The sequence below is a fragment of the Cupriavidus sp. GW822-FHT06G04 genome, from assembly GCF_058799075.1.
The window spans coordinates 261,953-275,411 of sequence record NZ_JBXALD010000005.1 but is presented as its reverse complement, the minus strand read 5'-3'; the positions used below and the strand labels follow the sequence as shown (position 1 = coordinate 275,411).

Genomic DNA, 13,459 nt, shown 5'->3' with positions numbered 1-13,459 from the left:
CCCGCAGGATGCCTCGCCTACCTTTGAGCCTCGCCGAGATCCCGCCCGCCAGAGGCGCCGACCGGCCCCCGGCCCCCGCGCCGGACACCGAGGAACGAGACGCCCGCACCCTTCGCCCGATGCCACGGGACCTCCGCCCTCGCACCCCCGGAACCACGTGAGACGAGACTGACGCACGATCCGTACGCGGACGCGCGCAGCGCCCCAGCAAGGAGACAAGCATGATCGAACAGCCCTATCCGTCCGTCACGGACGCAGAGGCCGTACGCCCCGCATCGCAAGCCGCGGGCAGGATCGACCAGTATTTCGAGATCAGCGCGCGCGGCAGCACCCAGCGGCGCGAGGTCGTTGCCGGCATCACCACGTTCATGGCGATGGTGTATGCCGTGTTCGTGGTGCCCGGCATGCTGGGCAAAGCCGGCTTCGATACGAGCGCGGTGTTCGTGGCCGTATGCCTGACCACGGCCTTCGGATCGCTGCTGATGGGCCTGTGGGCCAGATTGCCGATCGCCATCGGCTGCGCCATATCGCTGACCGCGTTCATGGCATTCGGGCTGGTGCTGGGGCAGAAGCTGTCGCCGGCGGTGGCGCTTGGCGCCGTGTTCCTGATGGGCGTGGTATTCACCGCGATCTCCGTGACTGGCGTGCGGTCGTGGATCCTGCGCAACCTGCCCGCCGGCGTGGCGCACGGCGCGGGCATCGGCATCGGCCTGTTCCTGTTGTTGATCGCCTCGAACGAAGTCGGGCTGGTGGTCAAGAACCCCGGCCCGGGACTGCCCGTGGCGCTGGGTCACATCACCGCCTTCCCGGTGATGATGTCGGTGCTGGGGCTGGCCGCGATCTTCGGGCTGGAACGCCGTCGCGTGCCCGGCGGCATCCTGCTGGTTATCATCGCCATCTCCGCGCTGGGCCTGATATTCGATCCGGCCGTCAAGTTCACCGGCGTGTTCGCGCTGCCGACGCTGTCGGCACCGGGCCATGCATCGCTGATTGGTGCGATGGATATTCGCGGCGCGCTGAGCGCAGCGGTGCTGCCGAGCGTGTTGGCACTGGTGATGACGGCGGTCTTCGACGCCACCGGCACGATCCGCGCCGTGGCGGGACAGGCCAACCAGCTCGACGCCACTGGCCGCATCCACAACGGCGGCCGCGCCCTGACCGCCGATTCGGTCAGTTCGATCTTCTCGGCGTTCTTTGGCGGCGCACCTGCGGCGGCCTACATCGAATCGACGGTGGGCGTGGCGGCTGGCGCGCGCACCGGGCTGGCCGCGGTCACCGTCGGCCTGGCGTTCCTTGCCGTGATGTTCCTCTCGCCGCTGGCCGGACTGGTGCCGTCGTACGCCACGGCGCCCGCGCTGATGTACGTGGGCCTGCTGATGCTTTCCAGCGTCTCGCGCCTGCATATGGACGATCTGGTCGACTCGCTGGCCGGTCTGGTCTGCGCGGTGTTCATTGTGCTGACCTGCAATATCGTCACCGGCATCATGCTTGGTTTCTGCACGCTGGTGATTGGCCGCATCGTGGCCGGCGAATGGCGCAAGCTCAATATTGGCACCGTGGCGATTGCCGTGGCACTGGCCGCGTTTTATGCCGGAGGCTGGGCCATCTAATCTGTATCGCGCACTGCGACATCCACAACGACGATGTCTCCTCCACCTGGGATCACCGGTGGATTTGCCGCCCTCGGGGACTTTCCCTCCGAGGGCTTTTTTATTTGTGCGCACCCGCCGTTGCACCGCGATCGAAATAAAACGGCACGCCGATAGCGACACCGCGCTTCCGAATTTCCGCTCCCACGAATTACCGCGATGCCGCGTCGGACAATCTGAATTTCCGACGCCGTCGCCGTATCGCTTCATCAAAGCGTCGCCGCGATTGGCGCTTTCCGATCTCGTCTCGGAAAACGCAATGATAAATTTGTCAGCATCGGAATCTTCGGATGAATGTTGATTCGCTGACACCACAGCGACATGGCGGAATTGCCCCACTACGGCATTCATGCCAATGGCCATTGAGGTAGCAAATTGGCAAGCCAGTCTGGACGCGCACCGTGTCAACCTTACAATTGACTTGCGACGAGCGCCCAATTGATCTATCCGGACCCGGGAGCGGTAAATTGACGAAAATTGGCATGGGCGTATTGCTTCCAATTGCCGCTTTTGGTTACGATGCCATCCGCCGTCGATGAAACCCAAAGGTTGATCACCGGCAGCGATCGATAATCGAGTCGATTGCCTGCCGGTTTGACATCGATCTGGCCAGTTTTTTTTGCATTTCACGTTTGAATCGTGTTTGCACGGATAATTCTTGTAGTATTTTTGTTATGCGGCCGCAATGCATGGCTCATGCAACGGGCTGCCACTCTGCACTGGGGATCCAAAAAATGCCGACATACAAGCAACTGCTGGCCGAAAAAGAAGCACTGGAAGCCAAGCTGCACGAAGTCCGTGCCACTGAGGTATCCGGCGTGATCGAGCAGATCCGCCAATTGATGGTCGAATACGATTTGACCGCGGAAGACATCGCCCCGAAGCGCCGTCGCGGACGCCCTGCCGGCAGCACCGGCGGCGCCCCGAAGAAGACTTCGGCGCTGCCCCCGAAGTATCGCGACCCCAAGACCGGCAAGACGTGGTCGGGCCGTGGCCGCGCCCCGGCATGGCTGGGCAAGCGCCCCGAGCGCTTCCTGATCGAACAGGCCTGATTGGGGCCGTTGGCGTCACGGTCCTGACGCCCGGCGCGCGCCTAGCGCGACTCGCACAGGTATTCCGCGCGCAATGCACGGAACCCTTGCTGCGTCGATTCCTGGACCAGCACTGCGCCCCCGTCGGCCTGGGGCTGCAGTTGCAATACGCGGGCCGCGCAATGCGCCGCGGTCTCGTCCCGCGTGTACCGGATCTCGTACTGCCCGCCCGCTTGCGGGATGAAAGACACTCCCGCCGCGCATCGCATGTCCTCAGCCGGCGGCGCCGCATAAGAGATCGCCGCGATATAAATCCGCTTGCCCGGCAGCACCTTGCGCTCGCGCGTGCGCGCAGGCGGCTCCACAGACCTGCCCGCCATATCGAGCCCCGTTTCCCGACCCATCGCCGCCAGTTGCTTGCCCATGCCCGCCAGCACCCGCGGATAGGGTTTCGGGCAGGCATCCGGATCCAGCACGTTGAAGGTGGTGCGGTCGTCCGTGTCGCTAGTCAACCGCACGCTGGCGTACGGCGCATCCGACGGCACCCGGTAATAGGACACGCAACCTGCCTGCAGCGCCGCGGCGAGGACGGCAAATGAAGCTGTGGATAACCGGATCGTGAACATAGCGGGCAAGAAGCTGACAATTAGGCGAGGTTGGCGGCACGGCACAGCCGCGACGTGCAAGCCGGTAGTTTCCGGGGGAACTTTCAGGATATCCACAGGTTCTGTGGATATCCTGACTTAACAGGCGGCGCCGGCCGCATCCGTGCGTTACCGCACCGGGCTGCTCAAGAATTAAGCAGATCAGGGTGGCCAGGGTGCGCCGGGAGGGTTATCGCGCCAGCGATCGGCCAGAAAATCGACGAATGCGCGCACTCGCGGCGGCACCAGTCGCCGTTGCGGCATCACCGCGTAAATGCCGTTGGCCGCCATCGGAAAATTCGGAAGCACCTGCACCAGCCGCCCGGTCCGCAAGTCTTCGCGGACATGCCAGATGGAATGCAGCGCGATACCAAAACCCGCCAGCGCCGCGTCCGACAGCAGTTCGCCGGTGTTGGCCTCGATCCGGCCGCGCACGCGCACCGCAATCTCCCCACCGCTGCCATCCTCGAAGCGCCAGACGTCGGCGCGGCCCTGCGCCCCCACCAATACCAGGCACTGGTGCCGCACCAGATCCGCTGGCGACTCCGGATATCCGTGTTCGCGCAGGTACGCCGGCGATGCGCACAGCAGACGCTGGTTGTCCGCCAGCTTGCGCGCCACCAGCGTCGAATCTTCCAGCGCACCGATGCGGATGGCCAGGTCGTAGCCGCTGCTGACCAGATCGAGCACGTGGTCGGTCAGGTCGATGCTGAGGTTGACTCCGGGATGCGCGCGCAGGAAGTCCGGCAGCAGCGGCGACACATATTGGCGACCGAACGACGCCGAGGTGGTCAGCCTGAGCGTGCCGGTGACGCCGGCGCCCGCCTGGCGCAACGAGCTCGACAGCGCCTCCAGATCCTCCACCAGTACCCGTCCCTGCTCGGCCAGGATGGCGCCCTCCGGCGTGGCATGCAGCCGGCGCGTGGTGCGATGCAACACGCGAACGCCAAGGTCGCGCTCCAGACGCTGCAGGCGCTGGCTTGCCACCGCCACCGACAGATCAAGACTGCGCGCCGCGGCACTGATCGAGCCAAGGTCGAGCACCCGCAGGAACAATCCGATGTCACCAATACGATCCATGATTCTCAACGAAGATTTGAAACTTATTATTGATATTGCCCGTTTCCGAGAAAATTGGAAATGCCCACACTGCTCCCTTCTCTCTGCCGCCGGCCTTGCTGGAGACCCAACATGATTTCGCCCTCGTCTTCCCCTCAACCCTCTGGGTCGATCCCGTCATCGGCCGCGCCGCAGGCGACGCCTCCGGGCCGGCTGCCGCTGGCGCTGTACGCGCTGACCGCCGGCTCGTTTGGCATTGGATGTGCCGAATTCGTCATCATGGGCCTGCTGTTGCAGGTGTCGGCCGATCTTGGCGTCACGATCGCCGCAGCTGGGATGCTGGTGTCGGGCTACGCGCTCGGCGTGTTTGCCGGCGCACCGGTGCTGACCCTGCTGACGCGCCGCATGCCGCGCAAGAATGTGCTGATGGGATTGATGATCCTCTACACCATCGGCAATGCGGCCTGCGCGCTCGCGCCGGACTACACCACGCTGATGGTGGCGCGCGTCGTGACATCGCTCACGCATGGCACCTTCTTCGGCGTCGGCGCCGTAGTGGCCACCGGACTGGTGCCCGCCAACCGTCGCGCGTCGGCGATCTCGATCATGTTTTCGGGACTCACGCTGGCCACGCTGCTGGGCATGCCGGCCGGCGCCTGGCTTGGCTTGCACTTCGGCTGGCGCGCCACGTTCTGGGCCATGACGGCCATCGGCCTGTTGTCGTTCGTCGTGATTGCGGTAATGGTCAAGAACAGCCGCACGCACGAGGCCCCGGTGCGCCTTGCCGACGAATTGAAGACCATCGGTCGCCCTCAGGTACTGCTGGGATTGCTGATGACGGTGCTGCAGTCGATGGGGATATTTGCGGTGATCACCTATGTGCAGCCGCTGCTGACGCGCGTGAGCGGCTTCAGCGAAGCCGCGGTGTCGCCGATTCTGCTGCTGTTCGGCGGCGGCATGATCATCGGCAATGTGCTGGGCGGACGCATGGCGGATCGCCGGCCCACCGGGGCGCTGCTCGGCGCGCTGGCGATGCTGACGCTGACGCTGGCCACGATGACGCTGTCTGTGCACAACGCCGTGGCGGTGGTGGTCTTCGTCGGCGTGCTCGGCATCGCCGCATTCTCGACGGTGTCGCCTTTGCAGTTGCGCGTGCTGCGCCATGCCCGCGGCCCGGGCGAGAACCTGGCGTCGAGCTTCAATATCGCCGCGTTCAATCTGGGCAATGGGCTGGGCGCGTGGCTGGGCGGACTGGTGGTCGACCATGGTCTGGGCCTTACGGCGCTGCCCTGGGTGGCGTCGCTGGCCGGGCTGGCGGCACTGGCCGTTGCACTCTACGCAGTTCGTACGGAGCGCAACAGTACCAAGGCGAATGCTACATATCATCTCGATCCAGTTTGACCGCCGTCAACGAGACGATTGCCGAAGTTCATGATGATGTGCCCGCATGATGCGGGCGAGTTCCGGTTCATTGCCACATACGGCGCCTGCGATTCGACACCATGCCCTCAACGCATTGTCCCAACCGCTCGCCATGTTCAATGAAGCCCAGCTCTACCATCGCATGCAACACGATTTCCCGCTGCATGCGCGTCCCTACCAGCTTGCCGCCGAAGCCGTCGGCCTTTCCGAACACACCGTCCTGAGCCTGCTGGCGCGCGACCTGGGCAATGGCCGCATCAGCCGCATCGGCGCCGTATTTGCCCCGAATACGATCGGCGCCAGCACGGTTGCCGCGCTGTCTGTGCCGCAGATCGACCTGGAGCGCGTGGTCGACCGCATCAACGGCGACGTGAATGTCGCGCAGCACCACGCGCGCGCCGGGCATCGATACAACCTCTGGTTTGCGGCCGGTGCGCGCGATCGTCGCGGGCTGGACGACGTTCTGGCGCGGATCGCCGCGGACGTCGGCCAGAAACCGCTGGATCTTCCGCTCGAACGCGAATATCGCGTCGATACCGGTCCGCTGCTGGGCGGCCCGCGCCGCGCGCCGGCGCGCTCGGCGCAAGCCTTGCGGCCGCCGCCGCGCCCGAATCTGGACGAAGCGGACTGGCGCCTGGCAGCCGCGCTGGAAAGCGGCCTCGCGTTGACGCCGTCGCCCTACCACGTGCTGGCGCGACGCAGCGGCCTGCGGCTGGACGATGTGCTCGAGCGCCTGGACAACTGGCGCACCTCCGGCGTGATCCGGCGCTTTGGCGCGATTCTCCGTTACCGTCCTTTTGGCTACACGCACAATGCCATGTGCGTGTGGAACGTGCCCGATGCGCGCGTCGACATGATCGGCCAGCGGCTGGCGCATGTGCAGGACGTCACGATGTGTTATCGCCGGCCGCGCCGGCTGCCCGACTGGCAATACAACCTCTACGCGATGGTGCATGCACGGGGCGCCGAGGCATTCCACAGTACGTTGATGCAGTTCGACGCCGTCGAAGGCCTGTCGGACGTACCGTGCGCGGTGCTAAGAGCCAGCCAGTGCTTCAAGCAGCGCGGCACGCGCTACGGCGGCGTGATGCCCGAGTTCTGAGCCCGAGTTCTGACGCGGCCGCTGCCATCATGGGCGGGGCGCTCAAACCCTGCGCCATCACCCCAACGCAAGCTTCACACCGACGCTGCATCGCACCGCATCGCCACAAACGCTGTGGCAGGCGCGGCGCGACGCCGTGGAGGCTCACGTGGCGCGCGGCTCGGGAAACAGCAGCGCCAGACGCTGCGCCACGCTGCCAAGCCAGTCGGGCCGTGGCGCGGCGTCGAGCCAGTATTTGACCTCGAGCCCCAATGCCGTATCGCCGCGAATCGACAGCTTGCGCTGGAAAAACAGCGTATCGGTATCGGCGTGGCCGCCGATCAGCCGCAGATAGCTGAGCGCGCCAGCCCGCAGCGTCAGATCCGTTTCGCGCCCATCGAACGGGCCGGGAAGAAAACGTCCGTTGGCGCAGTGAAAGCGGATTTCAAGCGCCACATCCTCCACCGTCAGCGAGAACGTCTTGCCGTCCAGAGCCGCGGGCGCTTCAAGCCAGCCGGCCCGCCGTAGCGCTTCCATTGCGAGCACCAGTGGCGCGGCGCGCAAAGGCGCGGGCATCTGCCGATGCACGCGCTTCATCAACGATGTCAGCACCGTCATGCGTGCTCCCCTGCCGGTGCGGTCCAGCGGATGCCGGGTGCCCCACTCCAGTAGCCGTTGCTGGGCGCGGCGTCGGCGGGCAGCGCCGGACTTGGCCCGGCTTCGCGCAATCCGCGCCGGATCGCATCGAGATGCGCAATCGCTTCCAGCGTGCCGCTCGCGTGCGGGCTGACGCGCATGAAGTCGACACCCGCCGCCGCCATGCGCGACACTTCGGCGCACAGGTCCAGGCACGTCGCGGACTGGGTCTGGATGCCGTTCAGCGTGAAGAACGCCTGACCCTCGCCGGTGCTGGCCACCAGCCCGTCCGGATAGTCGAGGCAGCGGTACTGGCAGGCATCCTTGCGCAGCCGGTGATGCCGCGCCGTAAAGCAGCGCGCCGAAAACGCCAGCGGCATGCGGCCCCACACCATCGCTTCCAGCGCGATGCCGGCCGGGCGGGCAACCGCCAACGTCATCATGGTTGCGCCGTCCATTTCGACCGGCACCGTGCACCCGCGCGCGCCCATCTGAGCAAACCATGCCAGCGTGTCGGCGTGATAGACATTCAGATGCGGACCGCACAGGAACGGCCGATGCGCCATGCAGCGCACCGCGCCTAGATCGTTGGCCTCGACCATGAAATCGTCCTGCGCGCAGACCCGGCGCATCACAGCGATATCGCTTTCCGATTCCACCAGCACCGGCGTCGACAGCACTACCTGCTTGCCGGCATGGTTCAGCATCTGCGCCACGTCGATCCAGTCGTCGAAGCGCATTTCATGGCGGCGCGTGCAGACGGCCTCGCCAAGATACACGCGGTCGACGGGCGCTTCGGCCACCGACGCGTAGAACTGCAGCACCGCGGCACGCGGCCAGTAGTAGAGCAGCGGACCCAGTGCGATACGGAACGGCTCGGAATGCGGGGGGAAGGTCATGGCAAGGGACGATGGAACGGGCAATTGGGAGACCGCGCAGGAGGACGATCGCAAGGACGACCTGAAAGCGGGTTCGGCGGGGATGGCTGGCGCACAGCCCGCGTGCGCCCCGGCGCCGCCGGCGTGCGAAGCATCAGCGCCACGGGCGGTCATAGGCGCCCTGCGTGACCTGATCGCCTTCGGCATGGCGGCCCAGCGTGGCCTGCCAGTCCTGGCGCGGCACGAAGCGGCGCGGGTCGCGGCAGGCATCGTCGATGGCGGCGCGCAGCACGCCCACCACGTCGGCCACATAGCGCGGACTGCGCTGGCGTCCTTCGATCTTGATCGCGGCGACGCCGATATCGATCAGCGCCGGCAGCAGCGACACCGCGTTGAGACTTGTGGGCTCTTCCAGCACGTAGCCGTGTTCGCCCTCCACGGTGAAGCGGCCCTTGCACAGCGTGGGATAGCCGGCCGGTTCGCCGGGCGCGTAGCTGTCGATCAGGATGCCGGACAGGCGCGCCTGCATCGTGCCGTCGCGCTCGTCCCATCGCACCGCGTGCGCGGGCGAGCAGACGCCCTTGTTGTTGGGCGAATCGCCGGTGGCGTACGACGACAGCAAGCATCGCCCTTCGGCCATCACGCACAGGCTGCCGAAACCGAACACCTCCAGTTCGACGCTGGTCTGCCTGGCCAGGCGCGCGATCTGCGGCACCGACAGCACGCGCGGCAGCACGACGCGCCGGATGCCGAATCGTTCGCGCATCAGTTCGATGGCGTCGGCATGCGTGGCGCTGCCCTGCACCGAAAGATGAATGCGCAGCGACGGGTGTCGCGCCGCCGCGTAGGCGATCAGGCCGACGTCGGCCATGATCACGGCGTCCGCGCCCAGCGCGGCGGCCGCGTCGACGGCGTGGTGCCAGCGCTCGACCTGCCCCATCTGGGCGAACGTGTTGATCGCGAACAGCACCTCCGCGCCGCGCGCGTGCGCCTCGGCCACGCCGGTGCGGATGTCCTCCTCGCTGAAGTTCAGGCCGCCGAAATTGCGCGCGTTGGTGGCATCGCGCAGGCCCAGGTAGATTGCGTCGGCGCCGTGCTGCAGCGCCATGCGCAGCGCCGCGAGCGATCCGGCCGGCGCCACCAGTTGAGGGCGGCGGATGGTGTCCGCCGAAGCTTGAGTCATCGTCAGGATCTGGAAAATTAACTTCCGGATGCTAGCGATTCACCGAATTCAAGCCATTGACGCCGCGCAATAACAAAACGAAGTAGCCGTTTCCTTATGTTCGGACGTAGTGCAAATCGGCCACGCCGATGCCGTCGCGCCGGCTACTGCGGCGCACCCAGCCGCGCCGACAGCCGGTCGGCCAGCGCGCGCACCTCGCGGCCGATGCGCTCGCCGGTGACGGCGTCGATCTCGCTGCTGAGGAAACTGACGGCGATGGCCCCGGCCGCGCGCGCGCGCATCGCTTCGAACACCGGCGCGCCAAAGCACGTCATGCCTTCGCGCATCTGGCCGTTGTCGATCGAGTATCCCGCCGCACGCACCTGTTCCAGTTCGTCCGCCAGCGCCCTCAAGGTTGCCACGCTGGCGCGCGTGAGCGGCGCGGGCATGCCGTCGGCGAACAGGCGATGGACGTCCGCCGTGGGCAGCGTGCTCAGCATGGCTTTGCCGGTGGCCGTGTATGGCGCGGGCAGCCGCATGCCGATGCGGAACGTCACGCCAAGCGGACGATCGCCGTTCTGGCAGGCCAGATAGACCACTTCGGCGCCGTCCATCATCGACAACGTGACGGTTGCGTCGTGAAACGCATCGGTCTCGTCCCACAAGGCCTGAAATTCCGCGCTGATCTGCGTGCGCGAGAGGAACGCGCTGGCCCAGCTCATCACATGCGGACCGAGCGCCATGCCGCCGTTGGGCATGCGCTTGATCAATTGCAATTGGGCCAGCGTGTCGCACATCCCGTGCAGCGAGCTCTTGGGCGCGCCGGTCAGGCGCGTCAGGTCCGCCAGCGTGAGCGGCTCGCCGGCCGCCGCGATAGCGTCCAGTACCTGCACCGCGCGCACCACGGCTGGCGAGGTGGGCCGGGCGGCCGGGGTATCGTCGGATATGTCGTAGCTGGATTTGGGCATGGGCGTGAGGGTTGTGGCTGCCGACGGGCGGGAGACCGATGATTTTGAAGGAACGGCGATGCCTATTGCCGGTCTGCCGAGGATGGGCGTATCATCGGCCCATCGTTCAACGTACCGAATATAGTTCAATCTATTGAACTTACGCAAGCGGGACCTTATCGGGTCGCGCGTTGGCCAACTTCCAGGAATCACACGCCATGAAACTCAAGGATCCTTCGCTATTCAAGCAGCTGGCCTATGTCGATGGCCAATGGGTGGGCGCCGATTCGGGCGCCACGTTCGACGTGACCGATCCCGCCACGGGCGAGGTGATCGCCCGCGTTGCCGACCTGGGTGCGGCAGAAACCGAACGCGCCGTGGTCGCGGCCGAAGCGGCTCAGAAGGGCTGGGCGGCCCGCACTGGCAAGGAACGCGCGATCATCTTGCGCCGCTGGTTCGACCTGATGCTGGCCAACACCGACGACCTGGCCTACCTGATGACGCGCGAACAGGGCAAGCCATTGGCCGAGGCCAAGGGCGAGATTGCCTACGCGGCCAGCTTTATCGAATGGTTTGCCGAAGAAGCCAAGCGCGTGGATGGCGAAGTGCTGGCCACGCCCGCGGCCGACAAGCGCCTGGTCACGCTGCGCCAGCCAGTGGGCGTGTGCGCCGCCATCACGCCGTGGAATTTCCCGGCCGCGATGATCACGCGCAAGGCCGCGCCGGCGCTGGCCGCGGGCTGCGCCATCGTGATCAAGCCGGCCGAGCTGACGCCGCTGTCGGCCTTCGCGCTGGCCGAACTGGCGCACCGCGCGGGCGTGCCCGCTGGCGTGCTGCAAGTGGTCAGCGGCGACGCCAAGACCATTGGCGCCGTGCTGACCGGCAGTCCGATCGTGCGCAAGCTGTCGTTTACCGGATCGACCGAAGTGGGCCGCATCCTGATGGCCCAGTCCGCGCCGACGGTCAAGCGTCTGTCGCTGGAACTGGGCGGCAATGCGCCCTTCATTGTGTTCGACGACGCCGACCTGGACGCTGCCGTGGAAGGCGCGATCGCCGCCAAGTACCGAAACGGCGGCCAGACCTGCGTCTGCGCCAACCGCTTCTATATCCAGGACGGCATTTACGACGCATTCGCCGCGAAATTCGCCGAACGCACGGGCCAGCTGCGCGTCGGCAATGGGCTCGAAGACGGCGTGTTGATCGGCCCGCTGATTGAAGACGCGGCCATCGAGAAAGTGAAATCGCTGGTCGAGGACGCCACCGCCAAGGGCGCGCGCGTGCTGACTGGCGGCGGTGCGCACAAGCTGGGCGGCACCTTCTATACGCCGACCGTAATCGCAGACGCGACGGCCGATATGCGCATGGCGCGCGAGGAAATCTTCGGGCCGGTGGCACCGCTGTTCCGCTTCAAGCAGGATGCGGACGCCGTGGCCGCCGCCAACGCCACCGAATACGGCCTGGCCGCGTATCTGTACACACGCGATATCGCGCGCGCCTGGCGCACGGCCGAGGCGCTGGAATACGGCATGGTCGGCCTGAACACCGGGCTGATCTCGAATGAGGTGGCGCCGTTTGGCGGCATCAAGCAATCGGGCGTAGGCCGCGAGGGATCGCGCCACGGCATCGAGGAATATCTCGAGATCAAGTATCTTTGCCTGCAGATGTAAAGCGTCACCGCTCGCCGCTCCGCGCGTGCAAAGCGCCGCGGGGCGGCACGATAAGAAACTAGCCATCGGACATCCTCCCGGAGACACCATGAACCCTTTCCGCTTTCAGACTGTGCCCACGGTCGTCGTCGAATTTGGCGCCGCGCGGCGCCTTGGCGCGTTGCTGCGCGAGGCGTTTGCGCAGGCCCATCGGCTGTGCGTCGTGACCGATGGATTTCTCGCCAAAAGCGGACTGCTGGCGCCAGCCTTGGAAGACCTTGCCCGGCACGGCTGGCAGGTCACGGTGATCGACGATGTGATTGCCGACCCGCCCGAGCACGTGGTCCTGGAAGCCACCGAACGCGCGCGCCAGGCCAACGCGGAAGTGGTGCTCGGGCTCGGCGGCGGATCGTCGATGGATGTCGCCAAGTTGATCGCCGTGCTGCTGCCGGCCACGCAGACCATCGGCGAAATGTACGGCGTGAAGAAGGTCACGGGCACGCGCCTGCCGCTGGTGCAGATGCCGACCACCGCCGGCACCGGTTCCGAAGTCACCGCAGTGTCCATCGTCACCACGGGCGAGACCACCAAGATGGGCGTGGTTGCGCCCCAGTTGATCGCCGACCTGGCGATTCTCGATGCCGAGCTGACGCTCGGTCTGCCGCGCGCGGCCACCGCCGCCACCGGCATCGACGCCATGGTGCACGCCATCGAGGCCTACACGACTGCGCATCTGAAGAACCCGATCTCCGACATGCTGGCGGTGCGCGCGCTGCAGTTGCTGTCGCAGAACCTGATGCGCGCCTGCGACAACGGCGAAGACCGCGGCGCGCGCGAAGCAATGCTGCTGGGCGCGATGTTCGCAGGCCAGGCGTTCGCCAATGCGCCGGTGGCCGCCGTGCACGCGCTGGCGTATCCGATCGGCGGCATCTTCCACGTTGCGCACGGCCTGTCCAACGCGCTGGTGCTGCCGCATGTGATGAAGTTCAATGCGCCTGCCGCATGTCAGCTTTACGCCGAACTGGCCGATGTGGTGCTGCCCGGCACCACTGGCAGCGCGGAAACCAAGACTGGGGCACTGATCGCGCATATCGAGGGACTGATCGCGGCCACTGGCATTCCGCGCACGCTGCGCGAAGTCGGTGTCAAGCAGACCGATATCGCGCGCATGGCCAGCGATGCGATGCTGCAGACGCGGCTGCTCGTGAATAACCCGCGCGAAGTGCTGGAAGCCGACGCTCACGCCATCTACAGCGCCGCATACTGAGCCCGGCGCGGCCGCATCGCACACGCCCCCCACGCCG

At 66.1% G+C, this 13,459-nt stretch carries 12 protein-coding genes; 6 read left to right on the top strand and 6 right to left on the bottom strand.

Features of this window, described 5'->3' with window-relative positions:
- Window positions 1–221 precede the first annotated feature (221 nt).
- Window positions 222–1,610, top strand: coding sequence for an NCS2 family permease (locus AC1RKI_RS14085; protein ID WP_061956965.1), 1,389 nt, complete (start codon window positions 222–224; stop codon window positions 1,608–1,610).
- Window positions 1,611–2,383: 773 nt separating this feature from the next.
- Entirely contained in the window at window positions 2,384–2,701 is a 318-nt protein-coding gene (locus AC1RKI_RS14080) for an H-NS histone family protein (protein ID WP_061956967.1), read from the top strand.
- 41 nt (window positions 2,702–2,742) lie between these two features.
- Here the strand turns inward: AC1RKI_RS14080 and AC1RKI_RS14075 are convergent, their stop codons facing one another.
- Together AC1RKI_RS14075 and AC1RKI_RS14070 are read right to left on the bottom strand one after the other, a co-directional pair.
- Window positions 2,743–3,240: a hypothetical protein gene (locus tag AC1RKI_RS14075; RefSeq protein WP_492795794.1), complete on the bottom strand. Its 498-nt coding sequence runs from the start codon at window positions 3,238–3,240 to the stop codon at window positions 2,743–2,745.
- A 246-nt stretch (window positions 3,241–3,486) separates the two neighbouring features.
- Complete coding sequence (locus tag AC1RKI_RS14070; protein ID WP_492795792.1) at window positions 3,487–4,404, bottom strand: LysR family transcriptional regulator; 918 nt, start codon at window positions 4,402–4,404, stop codon at window positions 3,487–3,489.
- 111 nt (window positions 4,405–4,515) lie between these two features.
- Between AC1RKI_RS14070 and AC1RKI_RS14065 the strand changes: the two genes are divergently transcribed.
- Together AC1RKI_RS14065 and ahbB are read left to right on the top strand one after the other, a co-directional pair.
- Window positions 4,516–5,784 (top strand): MFS transporter, encoded by a 1,269-nt coding sequence (locus tag AC1RKI_RS14065; protein WP_420868821.1) that lies wholly within the window; start codon window positions 4,516–4,518, stop codon window positions 5,782–5,784.
- A 133-nt stretch (window positions 5,785–5,917) separates the two neighbouring features.
- Window positions 5,918–6,907: a siroheme decarboxylase subunit beta gene (gene ahbB / locus AC1RKI_RS14060; RefSeq protein ID WP_061956971.1), complete on the top strand. Its 990-nt coding sequence runs from the start codon at window positions 5,918–5,920 to the stop codon at window positions 6,905–6,907.
- A 144-nt stretch (window positions 6,908–7,051) separates the two neighbouring features.
- On the opposite strand, the gene ubiT is transcribed toward ahbB, so the two are convergent.
- From ubiT to AC1RKI_RS14040, 4 genes are all read right to left on the bottom strand, one after another.
- Window positions 7,052–7,504 carry a ubiquinone anaerobic biosynthesis accessory factor UbiT gene (gene ubiT / locus AC1RKI_RS14055; RefSeq protein ID WP_061956972.1) on the bottom strand — a complete coding sequence of 151 codons (453 nt, stop codon included), beginning with the start codon at window positions 7,502–7,504 and terminating at the stop codon, window positions 7,052–7,054.
- A complete protein-coding gene (locus AC1RKI_RS14050; RefSeq protein WP_251164558.1) occupies window positions 7,501–8,421 on the bottom strand; it encodes a U32 family peptidase in 921 nt (306 codons plus the stop codon). The genes ubiT and AC1RKI_RS14050 overlap by 4 nt, the downstream gene beginning before the upstream one ends.
- A 133-nt stretch (window positions 8,422–8,554) precedes the next feature.
- Window positions 8,555–9,583: a ubiquinone anaerobic biosynthesis protein UbiU gene (gene ubiU / locus AC1RKI_RS14045; protein ID WP_167585458.1), complete on the bottom strand. Its 1,029-nt coding sequence runs from the start codon at window positions 9,581–9,583 to the stop codon at window positions 8,555–8,557.
- A gap of 143 nt (window positions 9,584–9,726) precedes the next feature.
- Window positions 9,727–10,530, bottom strand: a complete 804-nt coding sequence (locus AC1RKI_RS14040; RefSeq protein WP_492795789.1) for an IclR family transcriptional regulator — start codon at window positions 10,528–10,530, stop codon at window positions 9,727–9,729.
- A gap of 197 nt (window positions 10,531–10,727) precedes the next feature.
- Between AC1RKI_RS14040 and AC1RKI_RS14035 the strand changes: the two genes are divergently transcribed.
- On the top strand, window positions 10,728–12,176 hold the full coding sequence (locus AC1RKI_RS14035) for an NAD-dependent succinate-semialdehyde dehydrogenase (RefSeq protein ID WP_492795787.1): 1,449 nt from the start codon (window positions 10,728–10,730) through the stop codon (window positions 12,174–12,176).
- An 88-nt stretch (window positions 12,177–12,264) separates the two neighbouring features.
- Complete coding sequence (locus AC1RKI_RS14030) at window positions 12,265–13,422, top strand: iron-containing alcohol dehydrogenase (protein WP_492795785.1); 1,158 nt, start codon at window positions 12,265–12,267, stop codon at window positions 13,420–13,422.
- Window positions 13,423–13,459 lie beyond the last annotated feature (37 nt).

Bases quoted from the DNA above. Each gene is read 5' to 3' on its own strand.
- AC1RKI_RS14065 (WP_420868821.1), top strand. From the start codon at position 4,516: ATGATTTCGCCCTCGTCTTCCCCTCAACCCTCTGGGTCGATCCCGTCA.
- AC1RKI_RS14080 (WP_061956967.1), top strand. From the start codon at position 2,384: ATGCCGACATACAAGCAACTGCTGGCCGAAAAAGAAGCACTGGAAGCC.
- ubiT (WP_061956972.1), bottom strand. From the start codon at position 7,504: ATGACGGTGCTGACATCGTTGATGAAGCGCGTGCATCGGCAGATGCCC.
- AC1RKI_RS14070 (WP_492795792.1), bottom strand. From the start codon at position 4,404: ATGGATCGTATTGGTGACATCGGATTGTTCCTGCGGGTGCTCGACCTT.
- AC1RKI_RS14050 (WP_251164558.1), bottom strand. From the start codon at position 8,421: ATGACCTTCCCCCCGCATTCCGAGCCGTTCCGTATCGCACTGGGTCCG.
- AC1RKI_RS14085 (WP_061956965.1), top strand. From the start codon at position 222: ATGATCGAACAGCCCTATCCGTCCGTCACGGACGCAGAGGCCGTACGC.
- ahbB (WP_061956971.1), top strand. From the start codon at position 5,918: ATGTTCAATGAAGCCCAGCTCTACCATCGCATGCAACACGATTTCCCG.
- AC1RKI_RS14030 (WP_492795785.1), top strand. From the start codon at position 12,265: ATGAACCCTTTCCGCTTTCAGACTGTGCCCACGGTCGTCGTCGAATTT.
- AC1RKI_RS14035 (WP_492795787.1), top strand. From the start codon at position 10,728: ATGAAACTCAAGGATCCTTCGCTATTCAAGCAGCTGGCCTATGTCGAT.
- AC1RKI_RS14040 (WP_492795789.1), bottom strand. From the start codon at position 10,530: ATGCCCAAATCCAGCTACGACATATCCGACGATACCCCGGCCGCCCGG.
- ubiU (WP_167585458.1), bottom strand. From the start codon at position 9,583: ATGACTCAAGCTTCGGCGGACACCATCCGCCGCCCTCAACTGGTGGCG.